The following is a 22,733-nucleotide window of genomic DNA, read 5'->3' as shown; positions in this document are numbered from 1 at the left end:
CGCGCGAGCGGATGCACGGAGGAGCACGTCTCGGCGGGGCATGGTCAATGGGTGGATCGATCGCCGGCGCACAGGAATTCCCCGCGGTGAACCGGGACGAGCCCGCCATCGTCGATCCCGACGTCTACGTTCCGGCACTGCTGACGCACCTGTCGAACACGCTGACCAACAACGCCTCAATCTTCTACCGGCAGCATTTCGGGGTCGGCCTGACCGACTGGCGGATCATGTACCGGCTCGCCTCCGAGCCGTGGATCACCGCACACCGGATCTGCGAGCTGTCGGCCCTCGACAAGGCCGTGGTGAGCCGCAGCATCGCCTGGATGGAGAGCCGCGGCCTGGTGCTGATCCAGGGCGACGCGAAGGACGCCCGCCGCCGCCTGCTGGCGCTGTCGCCCGCCGGCCTCGACCTGCACAACCGCATCACCGTCGTGGCGCTGGAGCGCGAGCGCAACTTCCTCGCCGCGCTCAGCGCGGACGAGGTCGCCGAGACGATCCGCCTGCTGACGAAGCTGGTCGACAACCTCGGTGCGTTCTCGAAGCCGGTGGCGATCCCGCCCGAGGCGGTCGCCCCCGACGAGACCGCGCCGCCGACCTCGCCGCGCCGGCCGATCAAGCCGCGGTAGCGGCCGGGCGGCTCGGGGCCGGCGGCCGGATCCGGTACCAGCCGACGTAGAGCGCCGGCAGGAAGAACAGCGTCAGGAAGGTCGCCGCGATGATGCCGCCGATCATCGCGTAGGCCATCGGCCCCCAGAACACCTCGCGGGCGATCGGGACCATGCCGAGGCTCGCCGCCGCGGCCGTCAGCAGGATCGGGCGCATGCGGTGGCGCGTCGCCTCCACCACCGCGTCCCAGGGCCCGAGGCCGTCGGCCTCGCATTCCTCGATCTGGCTCACCAGGATCACCGCGTTGCGGATGATGATGCCGATCAGCGCCAGGATGCCGAGGATCGCGACGAAGCCCATCGGCTTGCCCGAGGGCAGCAGAGCCGCGACGACGCCGATGAGCCCGAGCGGGGCTACGCTCGACACCAGGAACAGCTTCTGCACGCTCTGCAGCTGGATCATCAGGAACACCGCCATCGTCAGCAGCATCACCGGCACCACCGCGGCGATCGGGCCCTGGCCCTTGGCCGCCTCCTCGACCGCGCCGCCGGTGGCGAGCGCGTAACCCTCCGGCAGAGCGGCGGCGAACGCGTCGATGTCGGCGGCGAGCGCCGCCACGATGGTCGGCGGCTGCGTCGCGTCGATGATCGGGGCGCGCACCGTCAGCGTCGCGACCCGGTCGCGGCGCCAGACGATCGGCTGCTCCAGGTCGTAGGCGATCCGCGCGAAGGCGAGCAACGGCACCACCGAGCCGTTGGCGAGCGTCACCTGCAGACTCTGCAGGGTTTCGAGCGAGGTCCGTTCCGCCGCCTGCGCCCGCCCGATCACGTTGACGAGGTAAATCGAGTCGCGCACCTGCGTGATCGCCGTGCCGCCGACGACGCCGTTGAGGATGCCGGCGATGTCCTGGCTGGTGACGCCGAGCTGGCGTGCCTTGTCCTGCAGGATCTCGACCCGCAGCACCTTGCCGGGCTCGTTCCAGTCGAAGGTCGGCACGCCGACATGCGGGCTCTTGGCAACGATGTCGGCGAGCGCGAGCGCCTTCGCGCGGACCACCTGGAGGTCGGGCCCGCTCAAGCGGTACTGGATCGGCCGGCCGACCGGGGGGCCGAGCGAGAGCGGGTTCACGAACACGTCGGTGCCGACGAAGTCGCGCTTCGCCCGCTCCTCGAGCTTGGGGAACAGGCGGTCGCGCGCCTCCAGCGACTTCGTCACCACGACGACCTGCCCGAAGAAGCTGTTGGCGAGCTGCTGGTCGAGGGGCAGGTAGAAGCGCACCGCCCCCTGGCCGACATAGGACGACCAGCGCTCGACGTCGGGGTCGCCCGTCAGGGTCGCCTCGAAACGGTCCATCTGGGCCTGCGTCTCGGTGACCGTCGCGTTCTGCGGCAGGGTGAAGTCGACCAGGATCTCGGTGCGGTCGGAGGCCGGGAAGAACTGCTGCTGCACGAAGGTCATGCCGTACATCGACAGGCCGAGCAGCGCGACGCAGCCCGCGACGGTGAGCCAGCGGAAGCGCATCGCGGCGACCAGCGCGCGCAGGAACAGCCGCCCCATCCGGCCGGGCTCGTGGCTGTGCTTCTTCATGGTCTTGGGCAGCAGCGTCACGCCGATCAGCGGCGCGAACAGCACGGCCACCACCCACGAGACCAGGAGCGAGGCGGCGATCACCACGAACAGCGAGTAGGTGTACTCGCCGGCCGACGAGCCGTTGAAGCCGATCGGCAGGAAGCCGGCCACCGTCACCAGGGTGCCGGTCAGCATCGGGAAGGCGGTCGAGGTGTAGGCGAAGGTCGCGGCCTTCTTCAGCGAATCGCCGAGCTCGAGCCGCGCGACCATCATCTCGACGGTGATCATCGCGTCGTCGACGAGCAGGCCCAGCGCGATGATCAGCGCACCGAGCGAGATGCGCTGCAGGGTGACGCCCATGATCTGCATCACGACGAAGACGATGGCCAGCACCAGCGGGATCGAGATCGAGACCACGAGGCCGGCGCGGATGCCGAGGCTGAGGAAGCTGACCGCGAGCACGATCACCACCGCCTCGAGAAGCGCCTGGGTGAAGCCGCCGACCGCCTCCTCGACGATCCGCGGCTGGTCCGAGACGAGGTGGATGCCGACGCCGATCGGCAGCTTCGCCTCGATCAGGCGCATGCGCGCCTTCAGGTCCTCGCCGAAATGCAGCAGGTTGGCGTTCGGCCGCATGGCGATCGCCAGCCCGATCGCCGGCTTGCCGTCGACGCGGAACAGGGCGGCCGGCGGGTCCTCGTAGCCGCGGCTGATCTCGGCGACGTCCGACAGGCGGAAGAAGCGGTCGTTGACCCGCAGGTTGATGGTCTCCAGCGAGGTCTCGGACGAGAACTGCCCGCTCACCCGCACCGAGACCCGCTCCGGCCCGGCCTGGACGACGCCCGAGGGCGAGATCGCGTTCTGGCTCTGCAGCGTCTTGATCAGCGACTGGATGTCGATGCCGTAGCCGGCGAGCTTGCGCGTCGAGAAGTCGAGGAAGATCGTCTCCTTCTGCGTGCCGAGCAGCAGCGTCTTGCCGATGTTGGGCACCTTCAGGATCTCGGTGCGCACGCCCTCGACGTAGTCGCGCAGCTGGCGGTGGCTCAGGCCGTCGGCGGTGAAGCCGTAGACGTTGCCGTAGACGTCGCCGAACTCGTCGTTGAAGAACGGCCCCTGCATCCCCTGCGGGAAGGTGCCCTGGATGTCGCCGAGGCGCTTGCGGACCTGGTAGAACGACGGCTGGATCTCGGACGCCTTCGTGGTGTCGCGCAGCTGCACGAACACCGTCGCGTTGCCCGGCGTGGTGTAGCTGCGGACGTAGTCCAGGGTCGCGACCTGCTGCAGCTCCTTCTCGATCCGGTCGGTGACCTGCTCGAGCGTGTCGCCGATGGTGGCGCCCGGCCATACCGCCTGAACCACCATCGTCTTGATCGCGAAGGGCGGGTCCTCCTCGCGGCCGAGCCCGCGATAGGCGAGCGTGCCGGCCACCAGGCAGATCGCCATGAGGAACCACACGAACGAGCGGTGCGAGAGCGCCCATTCCGATGCGTTGAAGCTACCCACGATCAGAAGTCCTGCGTGCCGGGAACGACGATGGGCGCATCCGCGAGGCGGATCGTCTGGCCGTCGGCGAGGGAGTGGACGCCGGCGACGACGACGCGGTCGCCCGCCGCCAGCCCGCTCGCGACGCCGACATAGTCGCCCCTCCGGTCCGAGACCGTGACCGGGGACCGCTTCGCCGCGTCGCCGGCGGCGTTGACGATCCACACGGAATCGCGCCCGTCGGCGCCGAGGATGGCGGTGGCGGGCAGCACGAAGCGCGGCGCGATCCTGCGCACCAGCGACACGGTGATCGTCGCCCCGAGCCGGAACGCGCGCGGCGGGTTGTCGAGCGACATCCGGATACGCCGGGTGCGGGTGCTCGCATCGGCGAAGGGCGCGGTCTCGCGCACGGTGCCAACGGCGGTGATCTCGGGCGCGCTCTGCAGCGCCACGGTGAAGCGGCCGTCCTTCGGCACGGCCGCGACGAGGTCGTCGGGGATGTCGACCACCGCCTCGCGCACCTCGGGCCGCGCCACGGTCACCACCGTCTGCCCGGCGGTGAGGTCCTGCCCGATCTCGGCGTTGCGCTGGGTGACGACGCCGTCGAAGTCGGCATGGAGCTCGGTGTAGCCCATCTGGTCGCGGGCCTTTTCCAGGCTCGCCTGCGCCTGGGTCAGCCGCGCATGCGCGGTGTCGCGGTTGGCGACGGTGCTGTCGAGCTGCGCCTGGGTGACGTTGCCGCCTTCCATCAGGCGCCGGGTCCGCGCCTCGGTGGCGGCGGCGTTCTCGGATTGCGCCTTGGCATCCGCCACATCGGCCTCGGCTCGGGTCATCGCGAAGCGCGGCACCACGGTGTCGAGGGCAGCCAGCCGCTGCCCCTTCTTCACGAGGTCGCCGACGGTGACGTCGCGCGCGACCACCCGGCCGGCGATCTGGAACCCGAGCTGCGACTGGTAGCGCGGCTCGACCGTGCCGGCGAACGGCCCGAACCGCACCGATGCGATCGGCTTGGCGACGGCGTACAGGACCGGCCGCACCGGCGGCGCCTTCGCCTCCTCGGCGGGCTTGCAGGCGGCGAGCGCGAGCAGCGACGTTCCGACGAGGATGGAAGGGGCCCGAAACCGCCCCCCTCCCCCCCCTGCGCGGGAGGAGGAAGGGAAGGCGGCGGCAAAGAATCGCTCGAACACCGTCACTTCGCTGCTCCCGTCGCGACCTGCTCGGCCACCGTCACGGTCTGGCCGGGGCGAAGGAACTGGATGCCGGCGATGACGACCTCCTCGCCCGACGCGACCCCGCTCGACAGCGCGATGCTGTCGGGGCCGTAGCGGTCGATCGTCACGATGCGGGGCGCCACCGTGCCGCCGGCGGGATCGCGTACCCAGACCGCGGGCTTGTCCTCCCACCGGTAGAGCGCCGACCACGGCAGCACGATCGCCGCGTGGCTCTGGAACCGGCCGCGGCCGATCACCACCGCGCCGAGGGTCATCGCGGGCGGCGTCTGCTTGAGGCCGACCTTGACGCGGACGGTGCCGGAGGCCGGATCGACGGTGGGCGAAATCTCGCGGACGCTGCCGACGGCGGTCACCGACGCGTCGCCCTGGAGCGTCACGTCGACGGTGCCGGATTGCGGAGGGGACGCCAGCAAGGCCTCGTAGACGTTGAAGACCGCATCGCGCGGCCCGTCCTGCGCCAGCGTCAGCACCGACTGACCGGCCTGCACCACCTGCCCGGTCTCCAGGGAGCGGCTGAGCACGATGCCGGCCACGCCCGACCTCAGCTCGGTGTAGGACAGCTGCTCCTGCGCCGTGCCGAGGGCCGCCTTGGCCGAATCGACCGCGGCCTGGGTTGTGCGCAGCTGCTGCTCGGCGTTGTCGTAGGAGGGCCGCGTGGTGTAGCCGCTCGCCATCAGCGCTTCCTGGCGCTTGAACCCGAGCTTGGCCTGGGTCGACAGCGCCTCGGCCGAGGCGAGCGCCGCCTGCGCGTTGGCGAGGTTCGAGCGTTGCTCGCGCGGGTCGAGCCGGGCCAGGACCTGATCGGCCGCGACATGGTCGCCGACCTCGACGAGGCGGGTCTCGATCTTGCCGGCGGTGCGGAACGAGACGCTGGTCTGCCCCTGCGCCTGGACGTCGCCGGTGAAGACGACGTCGCCGGCAATCGGGCTTTCCGCCGCGATCACCGTGCGCACCAGGGTCTGCGCCATCAGCGGCACCGGATCGGCACGGACGGCGGTCGCCGCCAGCAGCGTCGACGCTAGGACGATGGAAAAACCTCGGTTCACGGCGTGCATGGTCCCGACTCGATCTATCGCGGCCGAAACTTATCCGCTATCTTACCGACCGTCCAGACGGTTTTTACGGGTGGTGTCGATGGACGACGGGACGGCGAAGACGCGTAGCCGGCGACAGGATCGCGCCGAGGTGATCCTCGACGCGGCCGAAGCCCTGCTGCGGCGCTCCGGCAGCCGCACGCTGACGATCGACGCCGTCGCGGTGGAAGCCGGGCTGAGCAAGGGCGGCGTGCTGCATCACTACGCCTCGAAGGACGCGCTCGTGACCGCGCTGGCGGTCCGCAAGGTCGGCCGGCTTCGCGCCGGCATCGCCGCCTGCCTCACCGCCGGCCCGCGAGGGCCCGCCGCGCTGCCGCTGGCGGTGATCGCCCATGCCCGCGAGATGTACGCCGAGGAATGCGGGTTTCCGGATGCCCTGCTGATCGCGTCGGCCGACAACCCCGAGGCCGTGGCGGCCTTCTCCGACTTCCTGGCCGAGCAGCTCGCGGCGATGGGCGCGATCGAGGGGCGCGCGGGCCAGGGTGCGGCGCTGACCTTCTCGATCCTCGGCCTGATGCTGAGCCGCTCGCTCGACTTCCACCGCCTCGACGGCGCGGCGCTGAATTGCCTGTTCGACGCTCTCGAGACCCAGGCGCGGGCGCTGCCCGCGGATCAGTAGAGGGCGTTGGCCGCCAGCACCTGGAACACCAGGGCGTGGCGGCCCGCGAGCGCGTCGACATCGTGCGTGTAGCCGCCGCCGATCACCGCGACGAGCGGGATGCCGCGGGCGCGCGCCTGCCCGACGACGAAGCGGTCGCGGGCAAGCAGCCCGTCGTCGCTGAGCGCGAGCCGGCCGAGGCGGTCGTCGCGATGCGGGTCGACGCCGGCATTGTAGAACACGAGGTCGGGCGCCAGCGCGTCGAGGAGGGGCGGAAGCCGCGCCTCGAGCACGGCGAGGTAGCCGGCATCGTCGAGCCCGTCGGGCAGGCCGATGTCGAGGTCGCCGGCGATCTTGGCGGTCGGGTAGTTCTTCTCGCAGTGGATCGAGAGGGTGAAGAGGTCCGGCGAGCGCGCGAGGCAGTCGGCGGTGCCGTCGCCCTGGTGCACGTCGCAATCGACCACGAGCGCCCGCCGGATCGCGCCCTCGGCCTGCAGGGCGCGAGCGGCGACCGCGACGTCGTTGAAGACGCAGAACCCCGCCCCCTGCTCGCGCCGGGCATGATGGCTCCCGCCTGCAGCGCTTCCGGCGAGACCCTGCGCGAGGGCGAGGCGCGCCGCGAGCAGCGTGCCGCCGACCGAGGCGCGCGAGCGGCGGACGACGCTCGCGTCCACCGGCAGGCCGATCGCCCGCTCGATCGCCCGCGGGACCGAAAGAGCGAGGACGGCCTCGACGTAAGCCGCATCGTGGGCGAACCGCAGCAGCTCGGGCGAGGCCGGCTCCGGCGTAACGAACCCGCGCGGCGCCAGCCCGCGCTCCGTCAGGACTTCGGCGAGCCGCCCGTACTTGCGCATCGGGAACCGGTGCCCGGCCGGCAGGCTCGCCTCGTAGGCCGGGTGGAACACGATCGGCGGGATCACCGCGCGCCCTTCAGGTCCGCGACGATGCGCTCGCCCAGCGCCCGGCCGCTGTCGAAGGCCGCCTCGATCCGCGGGCCGAGGCACCAATCGCCGGCCGCGCCCAGCCGCTGCGCCGGATCATAGAGGCAGGGCTCGCCGAGCGCCGTCTCGACCATGGCGTAGCGCCAGCGATGGACGGCGGCGTAGGCCGGGCGGACCGCCCGGCCGAGACGGGCTTCGAGCGCGCCGATCAGCGCGGCCCGGACCGCCTCGCGCGGATCCTCCAGATGCGTGCGGGACCAGTCCGGCGCGGCATGCACCACCAGGGCGTGACCGGCCGCGCGGCCTGGCTTGGTCTCCTCGCGCACGATCAGCGCGATCGGACCGTCGGCGAACGCCAGATGCGCCTTCGAGAAGCCGGGGTGCTCGTCGAGGTCGAGGAGCAGCGACCAGCACGGCGCGTAGGTCGCCCGGTCCGGCCCGGCCAGGACGAGACCGCTCGCCGCAATCAACGCCACGACCTGCGGCGCCGGGAAGGTCAGACCAACGGCGGCGAAGGGACCGCTGGCGACGCCGTCCGCATCCGTCAGCATCCAGCCGGCCTCCGAGCGCGCGATGCGGATGATCGTGGTCTCGAGCGAGACCGGAAAGCCGTCGAGCAGGGCGCGGACCGGCGCCGGCATGCCAGGCAGGCCGACGGTGCGGCCGTCCTCGCCCCAGGACGCAGCGACGCCGGACGCGATCCAGGTTGCGCACTGCGCGCGGAACGCGTCGCCCTTGGCGCGGAAGAACTGCGCGCCGTGGTCGAAGCGCTGGCCCGTCCCGGTGCGCCGCGTCGCCATGCGCCCGCCGATGCCGCGGCCCTTGTCGAAGATGCGGACGGCGATGCCGGCTTGGGCGAGGCGTTGGGCGGCGGCGCCGCCCGCCATGCCGGCTCCGAGGATCGCGACGGTTCCGCCTTCGGCCAAAGCTTCGCTCCCCTGGGTGCGCCCGAGGCTGTCATACGGCTGAAATGCGCACCCTGTTAGGGGCAGTCCGCCGGCGCGGCCGCACGCCGCGGGACAGGCCGGTTCGGAGATGCGTGCCGCATGGGTCTCGCCAGCACCTTACCGGCCCTCGACGGCACCGCGCTCGCCCTCGCGCCGTGCGCGCTCCTGACGATCGTCCACCTCGCGAGCCTGATCGTGGCGGGTCGGCGGATCGGCCGTTCGCCCGGCGAGACCACGTTCCCCGCCGGCGCACCGATCTCCCTGGTGCGCCCGGTCTGCGGCCTCGAGACCTTCAGCGAAGAGACCCTCGCCCGCGGCTTCGCGCTCGACCACCCGGCCTACGAGATCCTGTTCTGCGTCGCCGATGCCGCCGACCCGGTGCTGCCGCTGGTCCGCCGCCTGGTCGCGGCACATCCGCAGGTGCCGGCCCGCATCCTGATCGGCGACGAGCGCATCAGCGACAACCCGAAGCTCAACAACTGCGTGCGGGGCTGGGAGGCGGCGCGACACGATTGGATCGTCATCGCCGACTCGAACGTGCTGATGCCGGCGGACTACCTGCAGCGGATGCAGGCGGCGTGGCGCGCCGACACCGGCCTCGTCTGCTCGACGCCGATCGGCGCACGGCCGGACGGGATCTGGGCCGCGGTCGAGTGCGCCTTCCTCAACACCCTCCAGGCGCGCTGGCAATATGCCGGCGAGGCGGTGGGGCTCGGCTTCGCGCAGGGCAAGAGCATGCTCTGGCATCGCCCGTTCCTCGAGGCGCAGGGCGGCATCCGGGCGCTGGCCGCCGAGATCGCCGAGGACGCGGCGGCGACGAAGCTGGTGCGCGCGGCCGGCCGCCGCGTCCACCTCGTCGCGGCGCCGTTCGAGCAGCCGCTGGGGCGCCGCAGGGCGTCCGAGGTCTGGTCCCGCCAGATCCGCTGGGCGCGCCTGCGCCGGGTGACGTTCCCGCTGTTCTTCGCGCCCGAGATCGCCAGCGGCACGCTGCTGCCGTTCCTGCTCGCAGGGCTCCTGGCCGGAACCTGGACGGCGGCGGCCGGCCTCGCCGCTCTCGCAGCTCTGGGCTACGCCGCCGAGCTCCGGCTGGCGACGCGCGCCCACTGGTTCCACGCCCCCCGCCTGCTCCTCGCCTTCGTTCTGCGCGACGCGCTGATCCCGCTGGTCTGGTGCGCGGCCTGGACCCATCGCGCGATCGTCTGGCGCGGCAACGCCATGGACATCCGCCTCAAGCCCGTCGTCCGGCCGCGACGGGTCGGGCGGACGGCGCGCCCCGCCTGACCCGGTTGCATCGCGGCGCGAACGGCGCGATGCCGGTCGCGGATCATCAGCAGCGGTCGGTCACGTGCGCATCGCCATCCTCGAAGCCGGATCGCCGCCGGCGCGGCTCGACCGCTTCCCCTCCTACGGCGCGATGACGGCTCGGATGATCGGGCCGGCGCACGACAGCACGATCTTCGATGTCCGCGCAGGACGGATGCCCACCGATTGGCAGGCGTTCGACGGCTACGCCGTCACCGGCTCGGCGGCCGGCGTCTACGATCCGCTGCCGTGGATCGCGCCGCTGATCACGGCCCTGCGCGCGCTCCCGCCGGAGAAGCGCCTCGTCGGCATCTGCTTCGGGCATCAGGTGATGGCGGAGGCCTATGGCGGCCGCGCGATCCGTTCGGAGAAGGGGCGCGCCCTCGGCCTGCACGGCTACGCGGTGACGGAGCGGGCGCCGTTCATGGACGACGCGACGCGGATCGCGGTGGCGGCGTTCCATCAGGATCAGGTCGTCGTGGCCCCGCCCGCGACCCGCGTGCTCGCGTCGAGCGCCTTCACGCCCTACGCGATGCTGGAATACCGGGACCGCGCCGCGCTGTCGGTGCAGTTCCACCCGGAATTCGAGCCCGACTACACCCGCGCCCTGATCGCCGGCCATGCCGATGCGCAGGACGATCCGGAGCGGGCGCAAGCGGCGCTCGCCTCGCTCGACGCACCGGACGACCGGCACCGGGTGGCTGGCTGGATCCGACGATTCCTGGAGCAGGAATGAGAAGGTTGGTGCGGGTAGAGGGAATCGAACCCCCACGCCTTGCGGCTGGCGATTTTGAGTCGCCCGCGTCTACCAGTTCCACCATACCCGCGACGGGGAGCCTTTTCGCACAGGTCCCGTGGCCGGGCCAAGCCCTTTCCCGGGGTCGCGCACGGCGTGCGGCGGATCGCCGGCACGCTGGTGCGGTCGGGCCGGCTGTGCTCAAAGGGCGCCCTGCCCCGAGGAACCCGATGCACAGACAGGCCCGATGATCCGCCGCCTCTACGAGTGGATACTCGCACTTTCGGGCAAGCCCTCCGCGCCCTACGTCCTGGGCGCCGTGGCGTTCGCCGAGAGCTCCTTCTTCCCGGTCCCGCCCGATGCGATGCTGGTGCCGATGGCGGTGAGCCGGCCCGACCGGGTGTGGTTCTACGCGCTGATCGCCACGGTCGGCTCGGTGCTCGGCGGCCTCGTCGGCTACGCCATCGGCGCGCTGCTGTTCGATTCGCTCGGAACCTGGCTGATCCGGCTCTACGGCCTGCAGGACAAGGCGGCGACCTTCCAGCAATCCTATGCCGAGTACGGGCACTGGGTGATCCTGCTCAAGGGGCTGACGCCGATCCCCTACAAGCTCGTGACCATCACCTCGGGCTTCGCCCATTACAGCCTGTTCTGGTTCACGCTGCTGTCGATCGTCACCCGCGGCGCGCGTTTCTTCATCCTCGCCGGGCTGCTCGGGCGCTACGGCGTCCAGATCCGCGGCGTGCTCGACCGCCATCTCAACGCGGTCGTCGCGATCTCGGTCGCGGTGATCGTCCTCGGCTTCGTCCTGTTCAAGGTGATCCTCTAGATGAGCTACGCCGCCCTGCTGCGCCTGCGCCGCGCCGCGCTCGCCGTCCTGATCGGCTCGATCCTCACGGTCGGCGCCGCCCTGGTGCTGCAGTTCGGCTACGGCTACGCACCGTGCAAGCTCTGCCTGACCGAGCGCCTGCCCTACTACGCGGCGGTGCCGCTCGCCGTCCTCGCGCTGTTCCTGCCCGAGCGGCTCTCGCGCCTCGCCCTCGGGCTGGCCGCGGGCGGCCTGCTCTACGGCGCCGGGCTCGGCGCCTACCACGCTGGCGCGGAGTGGGGGTTCTGGCCGGGCCCGACCGATTGCGGCGGCGGCACGGGCGCGAACCCGGCGGCCGTCGGCGATTTTCTGAACGCGTTGCAGACGACGAAGGTCGTCGACTGCTCGACCGCGGCGATGCGGGTGCTCGGCGTCTCGCTCGCCGGTTGGAACGCGGTCATCGCCTTCGTGCTCGCCGGCATCGCCGGCACGGCCGCAGCGAAGCCCTGAGCGATCCGACGCGATCGCTTCCGAACGCCCGGCCGCTTCGACCGCGCGATCGATCAGTTGCGATCGTCGGGCATCGGCGGCAGGGGTGCGACGTCGATGCCCTCGTCGATCAGCGCGCGGGCCTCGTCCGGGCTGGCCTGCCCGTAGATCGCGCGCTCCCGCGTCTCGCCGTAATGGATCTTGCGCGCTTCCTCCGGGAACCGCGTCCCGACATGCTCGGCCGATGCGACGACGTGCTCGCGCAGGCTCCGCAGCATCTCGCGGATGCGCCGCTCCGGCTCGGCGATCATCGGCACCGGGGCGGGTGCGACGGGCACGGGCAGATCCGCGTCCGCGCCGCCCACCGGGCGCCCGCGGTCGGTGCGGGCGAGGCTCGGCGCCATCAGGCCCTTCACCACCCGCGGCGTGTCGCAGACCGGGCAGGTCACGAGGCTGCGCGCCGCCTGCGCGTCGAAGGACTCGGACGAGGGAAACCAGCTCTCGAAGCCGTGCCCGGCCTCGCAGACGAGACTGTACCGGATCATGCCGTCACGACGGGGCGGTTCCTGGGGAGCCGACCCGCTCGACCGTGAACGGGCGTCCATGTTGCAGCGAGGGGATTCGCGCGCGCGCATCCGCGACCGCGGAAAGGTCGATCTCGGCCAGGATCACGCCGGGTTCGGCGCCGCCGGCATCGGCCAGCACCCGGCCCCACGGATCGACGATGAGCGAATGCCCGTAGGTCTCGCGACCGTCCTCGTGCGTCCCGCCCTGGGCGGCCGAGATCATGAACGACCCGGTCTCGATCGCGCGCGCCCGGTGCAGCACGTGCCAATGCGCCTCGCCGGTCTGCCGGGTGAAGCACGCCGGCGCCGTCAGCACCGAGGCGCCGGCCTCGGCGAGCGCCCGGTAGAGGGCGGGGAAGCGGATGTCGTAGCAGATGCCGAGCCCGATCTCGGCCCACGGCGTCGGCGCGACGACGGCGCAGGCACCGCCTGTATAGGTCGAGGATTCCCGCCAGCGCTCGCCGCTCGGCAGGTCGACGTCGAACAGGTGCAGCTTGTCGTAGGCCGCGACGATCGCGCCGTCCGCACCGATCAGGAAGGCGCGGTTGGCGATCTTCTCGCCGGCGCGGATCGCGAGGGAGCCGATCTGCACCACCGTCCCGGTCTCGCGTGCCGCGTCGCGGAGCGCGGCCAGCGTCTCGTCCTCGTCCTGGCCGCGCACCACCGCGAAGAGCCGTGCGCGGTCGCGCTCGACCAGCGAGGTCATCTCCGGGGTCTGGACGAACTGCGCGCCGCGCGATGCCGCCTCCCGCACGCCGGCCACCGCCGCGTCGCGGTTCGCGCCCGGGTCGCGACCCGAGCGCATCTGCACGCAGGCGGCGACGAAGCGGGTCTCAGGCATTCGCGGAGGCCTTCAGCAGCGCATCGAGCTTGCCGGCCTTGTCGAGGGCGTAGAGATCGTCGCAGCCGCCGACATGGGTCTCGCCGATGAAGATCTGCGGCACGCTGGTGCGTCCGCCCGCGCGCGCCATCATGGTGGCGCGCTCGGGGGGCGTCTTCTCGACGTCGATTTCACGGAATGCGACGCCCTTCTCCTTGAGCAGGCTCTTGGCCGCCGAGCAGTAGGGGCACCACGCCGTCGTGTAGATCGTAACCGGATTCATGGGCGTGTTCGCGTCCCGCGGATGACACGACCATATAGGGGTCGGCGGTCCCGATCGCCTATGGCCGGAACGTCACGCCGGCCGCCTCAAGCGGCGAGCAGCTTCTCGACCTCGTTGACCAAATCGCGCAGGTGGAACGGCTTCGACAGGACCTTCGCGTCCTTGGGAGCCTTCGAATCCGGGTTGAGCGCCACGGCGGCGAAGCCCGTGATGAACATCACCTTGATGTCCGGGTCGAGTTCGGTCGCCCGACGGGCGAGCTCGATCCCGTCCATCTCAGGCATCACGATGTCGGTCAGCAGCAGCTCGAACGGCTCTTCGCGCAGGCGATTGTAGGCCGACAGGCCGTTGTCGAACGACAGCACGTCGAACCCGGCATTCTGCAACGCCTTGGCCAGGAACCGGCGCATGTCGTTGTCGTCTTCCGCCAAGAGAATTTTCATCGGACGGTTCCGGACCCTCGAATCGCAACGTTCTTTTCATAAAGGGAGCCAACGGTAAACAAGACGTTAGGATTTGCTGCCCCTGCGAGGTGACAGGCCGCACCGCGCGGCCATGCCGGAGCCCGCCGGCACGGTGGACAGGCCGCCGCCGCCGCCCCACAGTGCGGCCTTGACGTTGGCCGTTCCCATTCCCGACGGTGCGCCTCCCCGCCGATGACGCTCCCCTTTCCGCATCAGACAGACGCCTTCGGCTTCTCGCCCGCCTTCGCCGTGGACGAGCCGACGCGGCACACGCTGCCGTTCGTGTTCAACACCGGCCATTCCGGGTCGGTCTACCCGGACAGCTTCCTGAAGGCCTCGCGGCTCGACGCGCTGTCGCTGCGCCGGTCGGAGGACGCGCATGTCGACCGGCTGTTCGCCCAGGTGGTCGAGCTCGGCGCGCCGCTGCTGCGCTGCAATTTCCCGCGCGCCTATCTCGACGTGAACCGCGAGCCCTACGAGCTCGACCCGCGGATGTTCGAGGGCCGCCTGCCGCCCTTCGCCAACACGCGCTCGATGCGCGTCGCCGGCGGCCTCGGCACGGTGCCGCGCGTCGTCTCGGACGGGCAGGAGATCTATGCCGCGCGCATGCCGGTGGACGAGGCGGTGGCGCGCATCGACGGGCTGTACAAGCCGTATCATCGGGCTTTGCGCGGCTTGATCCTGCGCACGGTGCGGGAATTCGGGCGCTGCATGCTGATCGACTGCCACTCGATGCCGTCGTCGAGCCTGGGGCGCGATCACGATGCGCGGGCGGACTTCGTGCTCGGCGACCGCTTCGGCACCGCCTGCGACCCGGCGCTGATCGACGCTTTCGAGGCGGCCTTCCGCGCCCGCGGTTACAAGGTGGTACGCAACAAGCCCTATGCCGGGGGCTTCATCACCGAGCATTATGGCGAGCCGAACATCGGCCGGCACGCGCTGCAGATCGAGATCAACCGCGCCCTCTACATGAACGAGGCGAGCCTCGCGATCACGCCCGGCTTCTTCGACTTGGCCAAGACGCTCGGCGAGGCGATCGTCGAGGTCGCCGACGACCTCGGCTCGGAGACGCCGATCGGCATCGCCGCCGAATAGGCCGATAACGGCCCCTCGTCGGATCGGGCGCAGGGCGCCGCAGGTCCTTCCGAGGTTGCCGGTCGTTCTTCGGCAATCCTCGCCCGCGAGCGGGCATGGCCGGTCAGCCCGTCCCCGTCATCCCGGGTCCGCGCAGCGGAACCCGGGATCCAGAGCCGCCGACGACGGCAGGATCGAGAACGATCTGCGGTTCCGGGTCCCGGATTCGCCTTCGGCGCCCCGGGATGCCGGGGAGCGTGCAGAACCGTGGTTGCGTGAAACCGATGACCCCGGGCCCGACCAGACACGTCGGGCCGTCCTGCGACCAAGAAAAAAGGCCACCCCCGAAGGAGCGGCCCGAAGTCTAGGGAGGAAACGCCCAAGAAGGGCTGCCGGACCGCGACGCCATCGCGATCCCGCAATGCACAAAGTAAATTGCGGCGCACAAAACGCAAGCGGAATACCCCTACCGGTTGCGCATACCCCGCCCGCTCCGGCTGCACGTCCGCAGCCGCCTAACCGTCCGCCAGGAGCTTCGCGATCTCGGCCTTGAGCGGGCCGGCCAGATCCTTGCGGTCGAGCGCGTAGGCGATGTTGGCGGTGAGGAAGCCGAGCTTGGAGCCGGTGTCGTAGGTGCGGCCTTCGTAGTTCATACCGAAGAAGTCCTGCTCGGCCATCAGCTTGATCATCGCGTCGGTGAGCTGGATCTCGCCGCCCGCGCCCTTCTCGCCATGCTCGAGGATGCCGAAGATCTCCGGCTGGAGGATGTAGCGGCCCGAGATGATGAAGTTCGAAGGCGCGGTGCCCTGCTTCGGCTTCTCGACCATGCCGGTGACCTCGAAGGTCTGACCGAAGGTCTCGCCGACGCTGACGATGCCGTACTGATGCGTCTCCTCCGGCGCGACCTCCTCGACGGCGACGACGTTGCCGCCGTGGCGCTCGTAGGCGGCGAGCATCTGGCCCATGCAGCCGCGGCTGAGCATGTCCGGCAGCAGCACGGCGAAGGGCTCGTCGCCGACGATCTCGCGGGCGCACCACACCGCGTGGCCGAGGCCGAGCGGCGCCTGCTGACGGGTGAAGCTGGTCTGGCCGGCGGCCGGCAGGTCACGCTTCAGCTCCTCGTAGGCCGCGATCTTGCCGCGCTCCTGCAGCATCCGGTCGAGCTCGAACGCGATGTCGAAATGGTCCTCGATCACCGCCTTGCCGCGGCCGGTGACGAAGATGAAGTGCTCGATGCCGGCTTCCCGCGCCTCGTCGACCACGTGCTGGACGACCGGCCGGTCGACCACCGTCAGCATCTCTTTCGGGACGGCCTTGGTGGCCGGCAGGAAGCGGGTGCCGAGGCCCGCGACGGGGAGGACGGCCTTTCGGATCGGTTTCATCGAGCAAAAACCCAAACGTGGGAGTTGGACGGGCCGGGCGTTCCGGGCAACACTAGCACGGCAAGCGGACGGCTTCGCGCCGTTGCGCGGCACGATTGAGCATTATCGGTTAAAAGCAAGCTTCCGCTTGCTGGTTGGCGCGGTTTCTTTCAGGGGCAACGATGGCGGTTCTGGTCACGGGTGGTGCCGGTTATATCGGCAGTCACATGGTTCTCGCCCTGCAGGATGCCGGGCGGGAGGAGACGGTCGTCCTCGACGACCTCTCCACCGGGTTCGACTGGGCCCTGCCGCCGGAGGTGAAGCTCGTGCGCGGCGACGTCGGCGACCCCGGCCTCGTCACCGAGACGATCCTGCAGAACCGCGTCGACGCGATCGCCCATTTCGCCGCCCGCATCGTCGTGCCGGACTCGGTCGCCGACCCGCTGCACTACTATCTCGCCAACACGGTGAAGACGCGCGCGCTGATCGAGACCGCGGTGCGCACCGGCGTGAAGCACATCATCTTCTCCTCGACCGCCGCGGTCTACGGCGAGCCGGAGACCGTGCCGGTGCCGGAGGACCTCGCGACCAACCCGATCAACCCCTACGGCCGCTCAAAGCTGATGAGCGAGTGGATGATCCGCGACGCAGCGGCCGCGCACGGCTTCAGCTACGTCATCCTGCGCTACTTCAACGTCGCCGGTGCCGACCCGCGCGGGCGCACCGGGCAGTCCACGCCGAACGCCACCCACCTGATCAAGGTCGCGACGCAGGCGGCCCTCGGCCAGCGCCCGCATCTCGAGGTGTTCGGCACCGACTACCCGACGCCGGACGGATCGTGCCTGCGCGACTACATCCAGGTCTCCGATCTCGCCGAGGCGCACCAGGTCGCCCTCGACCACCTGCGCGCCGGCGGCGAGAGCCTGACGCTGAATTGCGGCTACGGCACCGGCTATTCGGTGCTCGAGGTGATCGACACGGTGAAGCGCGTCTCCGGTCGCGACTTCCCGGTGCGCCTCTCGCCCCGCCGCCCCGGCGATCCGGCGCGGATCGTCGCCGAGGCGTCGCGGATCCGCGAGCAGCTTGGCTGGCGCCCGAAGCACGATGACCTCGACGCGATCGTGCGCCAAGCGCTCGACTGGGAAGACGCCCTGCCCAAGCGCAACCGGCACTGAGGCCGTGCGCCCGATCCGCGCCGCGCTCCTCGCCCTCTGCTTTTCTGCCGCTCCGGGCGGCTCCCTCGCCGAGCCTGCCGCCGTCGGGCAAGCCGGCCGAGCGGGCGCGTTCCCCAGCTTCGTCGCGGCTCTCCGCGCGGATGCGCTCGCTAAGGGGATCGCGCCGGCGACCTTCGATGCGGCGTTCCGCGGCGTCGTGCCCGACCCCGCGGTGCTCGCCCGCATCAAGGGGCAGAGCGAGTTCGGGCGGCCGGTGTGGGACTATCTCGTCGGGGCGGTCTCGCCGGCGCGGATCGCCCGCGGCCGGGCCCGTGGAGCGGCGCTCGGGCCGACCCTCCCGGCGATCGAGGCGCGCTACGGCGTTCCGGCCTCGGTGCTCCTCGCGATCTGGGGCATCGAGTCGGATTTCGGCGCTAGCGGCGGTTCGGTGCCGACGATCCGCGCGCTGGCGACGCTCGCCGCCGCCCGGCACCGCGGCACGCTGTTTCGCGACGAGTTGCTCGCCGCCCTCGCGATCCAGCAGCGCGGCGACGTCGCGCCGGACCGGATGCTGGGCAGCTGGGCCGGCGCGATGGGACAGGTGCAGTTCCTGCCCTCGACGTTCCTGACGCACGCGGTCGACTTCGACGGGGACGGCCGCAGCGACATCTGGGCGAGCGACGCCGATTCCCTCGCCTCGATCGCCGCCTACCTCAAGGACCTCGGCTGGAATCCCGCGATCGCGTGGGGCTACGCCGTCCGCCTGCCCGAGGGCTTCGACCTGACGCGCTACGCCGCGGACCTGCCTGAATTCTCGCGCCGCGGCGTCAGCCGGATCGATGGCGGCCCGTTGCCGGACAAGGGCGGAGCGTCCGTGTTCCTGCCCGGCGGCGCCGGCGGGCCGGCCTTCCTGATCACCGACAACTTCGAGGTGATCCGCGGCTACAACACCTCGGATTCCTACGCGCTGGCGGTCGGCCATCTCGCCGACCGCCTGGCCGGCGGGCCGCCCCTCGTCGCACCCTGGCCGAGCGCGGCGTCCCGCCTCGACAAGGCCGGCCTTCAGGCCTTGCAGACGGGCCTCGCCGCGCAGGGCCTCTATGCCGGCGAGGCCGACGGCCGCGCCGGGCCGAAGCTGCGCGAGGCGATCCGGCGCTACCAGATCCGCGAAGGCCTGACCGCCGACGGCTACGCCACGCCCGCCCTGCGCGACCGTCTCGCGGGCCGGATCGACGCCAGGCCGCGCTGAGGCCGACCCGTCGAGGCCCGGACCTCGCGCCGCACGGCGGCGGCGTTCCGCCGGGCCTCAGGGATTCCGGTCTATGCGATCCGGCATGACAGCCGTCCTAAACGTCCGTCGCGCCGTCCTGGACACAGGAGGAGGCTCCGATGATCGGGCGTTTTATGAGGGGCGCCCGCGTGTTGCATCGTCGACCGCGCTTCGCGCGAGCCGGCATCCACCTCGCCTGAAGGCGCTCTCAATACACGTCCGATCCGAGCGGGCATGACGTCGAACCGTCCGGCGATGCCGGCCGCCAAGGGCGCGGCATCATCGATCGCCGGCCCCGACGGCGCGTCGGCTCGAGATCCACACGATCAGGCGCCACGCCGATCCCTGGTCAAGATCACCCCCGTCATGCCGTCGAGGGTCCCGATGAAATCGATGCCGGCGCCTTCCAGGGCTCGACGCATCGCCAAGCGGGTTCGCGGCTGCACCGTCCCGACCTCCTCCTCCAGGCGCCGGATGCTCGAGACCGAGACGCCGGCGGCCCGAGCCAGATCCACGACGGACCAGCGCAGCATCGCGCGGGCTCCGCGCACGAGCGTCCCGGTGATCTCAGGCGACGAGAATCGACCGCTGGGCGGCATCTTCTGCATGATCCCGATCCACTCGCGCACCGAACCATCGGCATCGTGGAGGGGTATGGTGTGGTTGCTGTACCAATGGACCGTGCCGTCCGCGCAGAGAACGCGGTGATCCGCCTCGTAAGGCGTGCCGTGCTCCATCGCCGTTCGCCATGCCGTCTCGATCCGTGCCCGATCCTCCGGGTGGATCGCGGCGAGCCAACCGTCGCCCTGCATCTCCGGGCCCGTCTGCCCGGTCAGGACCTGCCATGTCGGGCTTGGCCGCGCCTTCCCATCCGGAGCCGTCGTCCAGACCACGGCCGCGATGGCATGAACGAGGCCGCGATAGCGTGCGGTGCTCTGCTCGGCGAGCAGACGCGCCTCGTGCGGGCCGGTCACGTCGAAGGCGATGCCCTCGGCACGCATCGGCCGATGGGCGTCGTCGAGAACGATCTGGGCCTTGACCGAAACCCAGCGCACGGTGTGGTCGGGACGCACAAGCCGGACCGTGCGGTCGATCGCCCGGCCGCTGTAGAGCATGTCGAACAGCTCGCCGAGAGCTTCGCGATCGTCCGGGTGGAGAAGTCGGTCGAGCAGGCCGAGGAGGCTCTCGTCCGAAGGCAGGCCGGTGATGTGGGCGAGGCCCAGCGAGCCGCTCATTTCGCCGGTCCGCAGGTTAAGGGACCAGACGCCGACCTGGCCGGTCGCCTCGAGTAGGTTGAGCAACTGGTAGGAGGATGCACGGCGTCGGGCGGGCATCGCCCGACTTGGCCAGACGCTCCGTCGGAACGCAACGTCGAGCCGGGGCGAAAGAGTGCATATCGCTCTTTTATTCATCGCTCGGAGTCGAACCGAGCGGTTTGCGCTCTCGGACGGTGTCGTTCGCAAGCCGGAAACGCGCAATGTGAGACGTGTGGTCAATCATGCATCCATGAAATTCTTCTATCTTCCGAGACGTCCGTGATGGTCGTCACGATGTCGCGTCGCAGGTCTGTCGTCCGGATTGTTGATGTTCTCAAGAATTCGGGGGATTTGTCATCATGCGTTGGACGATCGGAAAGAAACTTGGTGCTTCGGGCGTAATCGGAGTCCTGCTCGCCACGGCCCTCGTCATGAACCAGTGGATCAGCGCCCAGCATATCATCGACGCGAACGCCGCGGCCGGACGCGAGCAGATCATCCTTGCAGGCATCCAGCAGACCCGCCTCTCGCACGCGGAGCTTCAAGCGGCGGTCGGCGACATCCGCACCGCGGAAACCACCGAGCAGGTCGCCCGCGTCGCCGAGCGCATCCGCGCCGGCAAGGCTACCGGCGCAGCGGCGCTCGACGAGCCGATCCGGATCGCGCTGATCCCGGGCGTTCTTCAGGACCTTCGGACGAATCTCGTCACCTATGCCGACCTCGCGGCATCGCTGGCCGACGTCATCCGCTTCGAGAATGGCGCGCGGTCCGTCGACGGGAACAGGCTGTCGCAGATCGTCGCCGAGCAGCAGCGCGTGAACACGCTTTTGAACGAGGCGGGAACGGAATCGGTCGCCAATGCCCAGCGCTTCGCGGACGAGGCGCGGCGGAACACGGTCGCGACCGCCGAGTCCGCCAACCGGATCGGGCTCGCCATCGGCGGCACCGTCATCCTCGTCCTGATCGGCTCGGCCGTGTTCTCGGCCCTCTCGATCGGCCGCCCGATCCACCAGCTCGCCGCCTGCGTGAGCGCCATCGCGCGGGGCGACACGGCGGCCGAGGTGCCCGCGACCCGGCGCGGCGACGAGCTGGGGGCGATGGCCGTCTCGGTGCAGGTGTTCAAGGAGAACCTGATCCGCACGCAGGCTTTGGAGGAGGAGATGTCCCAGGGGCGGCTGGAGGCGGAGCGGCAGCGCCAGGCCGGGATGCGGCAGATGGCCGACGCCTTCGAAGCGGCCGTCGGCGGCATCGTCGGGCAGGTCTCGTCGGCGGCCACCGAGCTGCAGGCGACGGCCCAGCAGATGACCGCGACCGCCGGCGACACGGCGGCGCAGTCGGGCATCGTGGCAACGGCGGCCACGCAGGCGGCGGACAACGTGAGCACGGTGGCCATCGCCGCCGAGCAACTCGGATCCTCGGTGCAGGAGATCGGACGGCAGATGTCCAGCTCGTCCGAGCTGGCGCGAGCCGCCGTGGTGGACGCCGATCAGACGGCGCGGCTGGTGCAGGAGCTCAGCCACGCCGCCGAGCAGATCGGGGCCATGGTCGGGATGATCTCCAACATCGCCTCGCAGACCAACCTGCTCGCCCTGAACGCCACGATCGAGGCCGCGCGTGCCGGTGAGGCTGGCCGCGGCTTCGCGGTCGTCGCGACGGAGGTGAAGGAGTTGGCCGGCCAGACGGCCAAGGCCACCGAGGAGATCAGCCAGCGCATCGGGCACGTGCAACACGTGACCGATCAGGCCGTGAGCGCGATCGGCGGCATCACGACCCGGATCCGCGAGATCAACGCGGTGGCCGCAACGATCGCGGCGGCCGTCGAGGAGCAGGGAGCGGCGACCCAGGAGATCGTGCGCAACGTCGCACAGGCCTCGGCCGGTGCGAGCGAGGTCACGGCCCACATCGCGGGCGTGGCGCGCGCGTCGGAGGACACGGGCGCCGCCGCGACCCAGGTCCTGGCGTCGAGTTCCGAGCTGTCGCGCCAATCCGAACGCCTCGGCGCAGAGGTCGCGCACTTCCTGGCCACCGTCCGCGCCGCCTGAAACCCCGTCGAGGCGTTCGTCGGCCCGTTTCCCTCATCCTCGCGGTGGCGCTTCGGCGGCTGCGAAGGATGAGGGGGACGAACGATCGTCGGAAGACCGACGCTTTCAGGGTCGAATGGCCGCCCGTCATCCGTCGCAGGACCGCCGTCGCGTCATGCCTGGCACTGGAGACCGAAGGCGCTCGGGAGGTTTTGCGGGAGGCTCTTAGACGCGGCGCGGCCGCTCCGCTATGGTCGCCCGCGGGTCGAGACCCGCGGCACCGGAGGGCGCATGAGACGCGACGCGACAAACCGAGCCGACGCGGCAGCCGCCAAGGCGCGCCGCCTCGTTCTGGCGCTCGGGGCCGGCCTCGCGCTTCCGCTCGTCCTCCTGCCGCCGTCGCCGGCCGAGGCGCAGTGGGGCGACAGCTACGACCAGCCGCGCCGACGCGGCCGCGACGCCTATTACCGCGAGGACGACGGCTATGCCCGCGCGCCGCGCCGCGCCGCGCCGGAGCCCGAGCAGCGCCAGTTCTATTGGCCGTGGGAAGACCGGCCGAGGCCTGTGCGACGTTGCGCACGATCTCCTGGGTCGCCGCTCCCTGCTCCTCGACGGCCGCCGCGATCGTTGCGGCCACCGCGTTGATCTCGCGGATCCGGG

The 22,733-nt window shown here is 70.8% G+C and carries 21 protein-coding genes, 1 tRNA gene and 2 pseudogenes; 11 read left to right on the top strand and 13 right to left on the bottom strand.

Annotated features, from left to right (window positions below; all coding sequences use genetic code 11):
• Positions 1-86: 86 nt before the first annotated feature.
• Positions 87-626 (top strand): MarR family winged helix-turn-helix transcriptional regulator, encoded by a 540-nt coding sequence (locus FV230_RS07135; protein ID WP_210248616.1) that lies wholly within the window; start codon positions 87-89, stop codon positions 624-626.
• Here the strand turns inward: FV230_RS07135 and FV230_RS07130 are convergent.
• From FV230_RS07130 to FV230_RS07120, 3 genes are all read right to left on the bottom strand, one after another.
• Entirely contained in the window at positions 613-3,678 is a 3,066-nt protein-coding gene (locus tag FV230_RS07130; protein WP_147841829.1) for an efflux RND transporter permease subunit, read from the bottom strand. The genes FV230_RS07135 and FV230_RS07130 overlap by 14 nt on opposite strands.
• A gap of 2 nt (positions 3,679-3,680) precedes the next feature.
• A complete protein-coding gene (locus FV230_RS07125; protein WP_147841838.1) occupies positions 3,681-4,763 on the bottom strand; it encodes an efflux RND transporter periplasmic adaptor subunit in 1,083 nt (360 codons plus the stop codon).
• An 83-nt stretch (positions 4,764-4,846) separates the two neighbouring features.
• Complete coding sequence (locus FV230_RS07120) at positions 4,847-5,944, bottom strand: efflux RND transporter periplasmic adaptor subunit (protein WP_147841828.1); 1,098 nt, start codon at positions 5,942-5,944, stop codon at positions 4,847-4,849.
• A gap of 79 nt (positions 5,945-6,023) precedes the next feature.
• Here FV230_RS07120 and FV230_RS07115 point away from each other — a divergent pair, with 79 nt between their 5' ends.
• The gene (locus tag FV230_RS07115) at positions 6,024-6,602 is read left to right on the top strand and encodes a TetR/AcrR family transcriptional regulator (RefSeq protein WP_147841827.1); all 579 of its coding nucleotides are present in this window, start codon (positions 6,024-6,026) and stop codon (positions 6,600-6,602) included.
• Here the strand turns inward: FV230_RS07115 and FV230_RS07110 are convergent.
• Together FV230_RS07110 and FV230_RS07105 are read right to left on the bottom strand one after the other, a co-directional pair.
• Positions 6,596-7,498, bottom strand: a complete 903-nt coding sequence (locus FV230_RS07110) for a histone deacetylase (protein ID WP_147841837.1) — start codon at positions 7,496-7,498, stop codon at positions 6,596-6,598. The two genes, FV230_RS07115 and FV230_RS07110, sit on opposite strands and share 7 nt — an antisense overlap.
• The gene (locus tag FV230_RS07105) at positions 7,498-8,448 is read right to left on the bottom strand and encodes an NAD(P)-binding protein (RefSeq protein WP_246694781.1); all 951 of its coding nucleotides are present in this window, start codon (positions 8,446-8,448) and stop codon (positions 7,498-7,500) included. Before FV230_RS07105 ends, FV230_RS07110 begins: the two co-directional genes overlap by 1 nt.
• A gap of 120 nt (positions 8,449-8,568) precedes the next feature.
• Between FV230_RS07105 and FV230_RS07100 the strand changes: the two genes are divergently transcribed.
• Positions 8,569-9,750: a ceramide glucosyltransferase gene (locus FV230_RS07100; protein ID WP_147841826.1), complete on the top strand. Its 1,182-nt coding sequence runs from the start codon at positions 8,569-8,571 to the stop codon at positions 9,748-9,750.
• A 64-nt stretch (positions 9,751-9,814) separates the two neighbouring features.
• A complete protein-coding gene (locus tag FV230_RS07095) occupies positions 9,815-10,507 on the top strand; it encodes a gamma-glutamyl-gamma-aminobutyrate hydrolase family protein (RefSeq protein WP_147841825.1) in 693 nt (230 codons plus the stop codon).
• Between the two features lie 6 nt (positions 10,508-10,513).
• Here the strand turns inward: FV230_RS07095 and FV230_RS07090 are convergent.
• A tRNA-Leu gene (locus tag FV230_RS07090) sits at positions 10,514-10,598 on the bottom strand.
• 156 nt (positions 10,599-10,754) lie between these two features.
• Here FV230_RS07090 and FV230_RS07085 point away from each other — a divergent pair.
• Positions 10,755-11,336 carry a YqaA family protein gene (locus FV230_RS07085; protein WP_147727379.1) on the top strand — a complete coding sequence of 194 codons (582 nt, stop codon included), beginning with the start codon at positions 10,755-10,757 and terminating at the stop codon, positions 11,334-11,336.
• Positions 11,337-11,825 carry a disulfide bond formation protein B gene (locus FV230_RS07080; protein ID WP_147841824.1) on the top strand — a complete coding sequence of 163 codons (489 nt, stop codon included), beginning with the start codon at positions 11,337-11,339 and terminating at the stop codon, positions 11,823-11,825.
• 53 nt (positions 11,826-11,878) lie between these two features.
• Here FV230_RS07080 and FV230_RS07075 read toward each other — a convergent pair whose 3' ends face one another.
• From FV230_RS07075 to FV230_RS07060, 4 genes are all read right to left on the bottom strand, one after another.
• A complete protein-coding gene (locus tag FV230_RS07075; RefSeq protein ID WP_147841823.1) occupies positions 11,879-12,349 on the bottom strand; it encodes a DUF1178 family protein in 471 nt (156 codons plus the stop codon).
• Positions 12,350-12,353: 4 nt separating this feature from the next.
• Positions 12,354-13,211 carry a carbon-nitrogen hydrolase family protein gene (locus FV230_RS07070; RefSeq protein WP_147841822.1) on the bottom strand — a complete coding sequence of 286 codons (858 nt, stop codon included), beginning with the start codon at positions 13,209-13,211 and terminating at the stop codon, positions 12,354-12,356.
• The gene (grxC, locus tag FV230_RS07065; RefSeq protein WP_147727375.1) at positions 13,204-13,473 is read right to left on the bottom strand and encodes a glutaredoxin 3; all 270 of its coding nucleotides are present in this window, start codon (positions 13,471-13,473) and stop codon (positions 13,204-13,206) included. The genes FV230_RS07070 and grxC overlap by 8 nt, the downstream gene beginning before the upstream one ends.
• A gap of 86 nt (positions 13,474-13,559) precedes the next feature.
• The gene (locus FV230_RS07060; protein WP_147727374.1) at positions 13,560-13,916 is read right to left on the bottom strand and encodes a response regulator; all 357 of its coding nucleotides are present in this window, start codon (positions 13,914-13,916) and stop codon (positions 13,560-13,562) included.
• Positions 13,917-14,129: 213 nt separating this feature from the next.
• On the opposite strand from FV230_RS07060, the gene FV230_RS07055 reads away from it, so the two are divergent.
• Positions 14,130-15,032 (top strand): N-formylglutamate amidohydrolase, encoded by a 903-nt coding sequence (locus FV230_RS07055; protein ID WP_147841821.1) that lies wholly within the window; start codon positions 14,130-14,132, stop codon positions 15,030-15,032.
• Between the two features lie 494 nt (positions 15,033-15,526).
• On the opposite strand, the gene FV230_RS07050 is transcribed toward FV230_RS07055, so the two are convergent.
• On the bottom strand, positions 15,527-16,393 hold the full coding sequence (locus tag FV230_RS07050) for a UTP--glucose-1-phosphate uridylyltransferase (protein ID WP_147841820.1): 867 nt from the start codon (positions 16,391-16,393) through the stop codon (positions 15,527-15,529).
• Positions 16,394-16,554: 161 nt separating this feature from the next.
• On the opposite strand from FV230_RS07050, the gene galE reads away from it, so the two are divergent.
• Positions 16,555-17,547, top strand: coding sequence for a UDP-glucose 4-epimerase GalE (galE, locus tag FV230_RS07045; protein ID WP_147841819.1), 993 nt, complete (start codon positions 16,555-16,557; stop codon positions 17,545-17,547).
• Positions 17,548-17,551: 4 nt separating this feature from the next.
• Positions 17,552-18,775, top strand: a complete 1,224-nt coding sequence (locus FV230_RS07040; protein WP_246694780.1) for a lytic murein transglycosylase — start codon at positions 17,552-17,554, stop codon at positions 18,773-18,775.
• A gap of 347 nt (positions 18,776-19,122) precedes the next feature.
• Here FV230_RS07040 and FV230_RS07035 read toward each other — a convergent pair whose 3' ends face one another.
• Entirely contained in the window at positions 19,123-20,031 is a 909-nt protein-coding gene (locus FV230_RS07035; RefSeq protein ID WP_187275416.1) for a PAS domain-containing protein, read from the bottom strand.
• Between the two features lie 452 nt (positions 20,032-20,483).
• Between FV230_RS07035 and FV230_RS07030 the strand changes: the two genes are divergently transcribed.
• Positions 20,484-22,094 (top strand): methyl-accepting chemotaxis protein, encoded by a 1,611-nt coding sequence (locus tag FV230_RS07030; protein WP_246694779.1) that lies wholly within the window; start codon positions 20,484-20,486, stop codon positions 22,092-22,094.
• A 369-nt stretch (positions 22,095-22,463) separates the two neighbouring features.
• A pseudogene (locus FV230_RS30635) lies at positions 22,464-22,634 on the top strand (DUF459 domain-containing protein); the annotation flags it as partial.
• On the opposite strand, the pseudogene FV230_RS30630 reads toward FV230_RS30635, so the two are convergent.
• Positions 22,588-22,733 (bottom strand): annotated as a pseudogene (locus tag FV230_RS30630) (chemotaxis sensory transducer); the annotation flags it as partial. The pseudogenes FV230_RS30635 and FV230_RS30630 sit on opposite strands and share 47 nt — an antisense overlap.

This window comes from Methylobacterium sp. WL6 (assembly GCF_008040095.1).
Lineage (GTDB): Bacteria > Pseudomonadota > Alphaproteobacteria > Rhizobiales > Beijerinckiaceae > Methylobacterium.
This window is presented reverse-complemented; position numbering and strand designations above follow the sequence as displayed.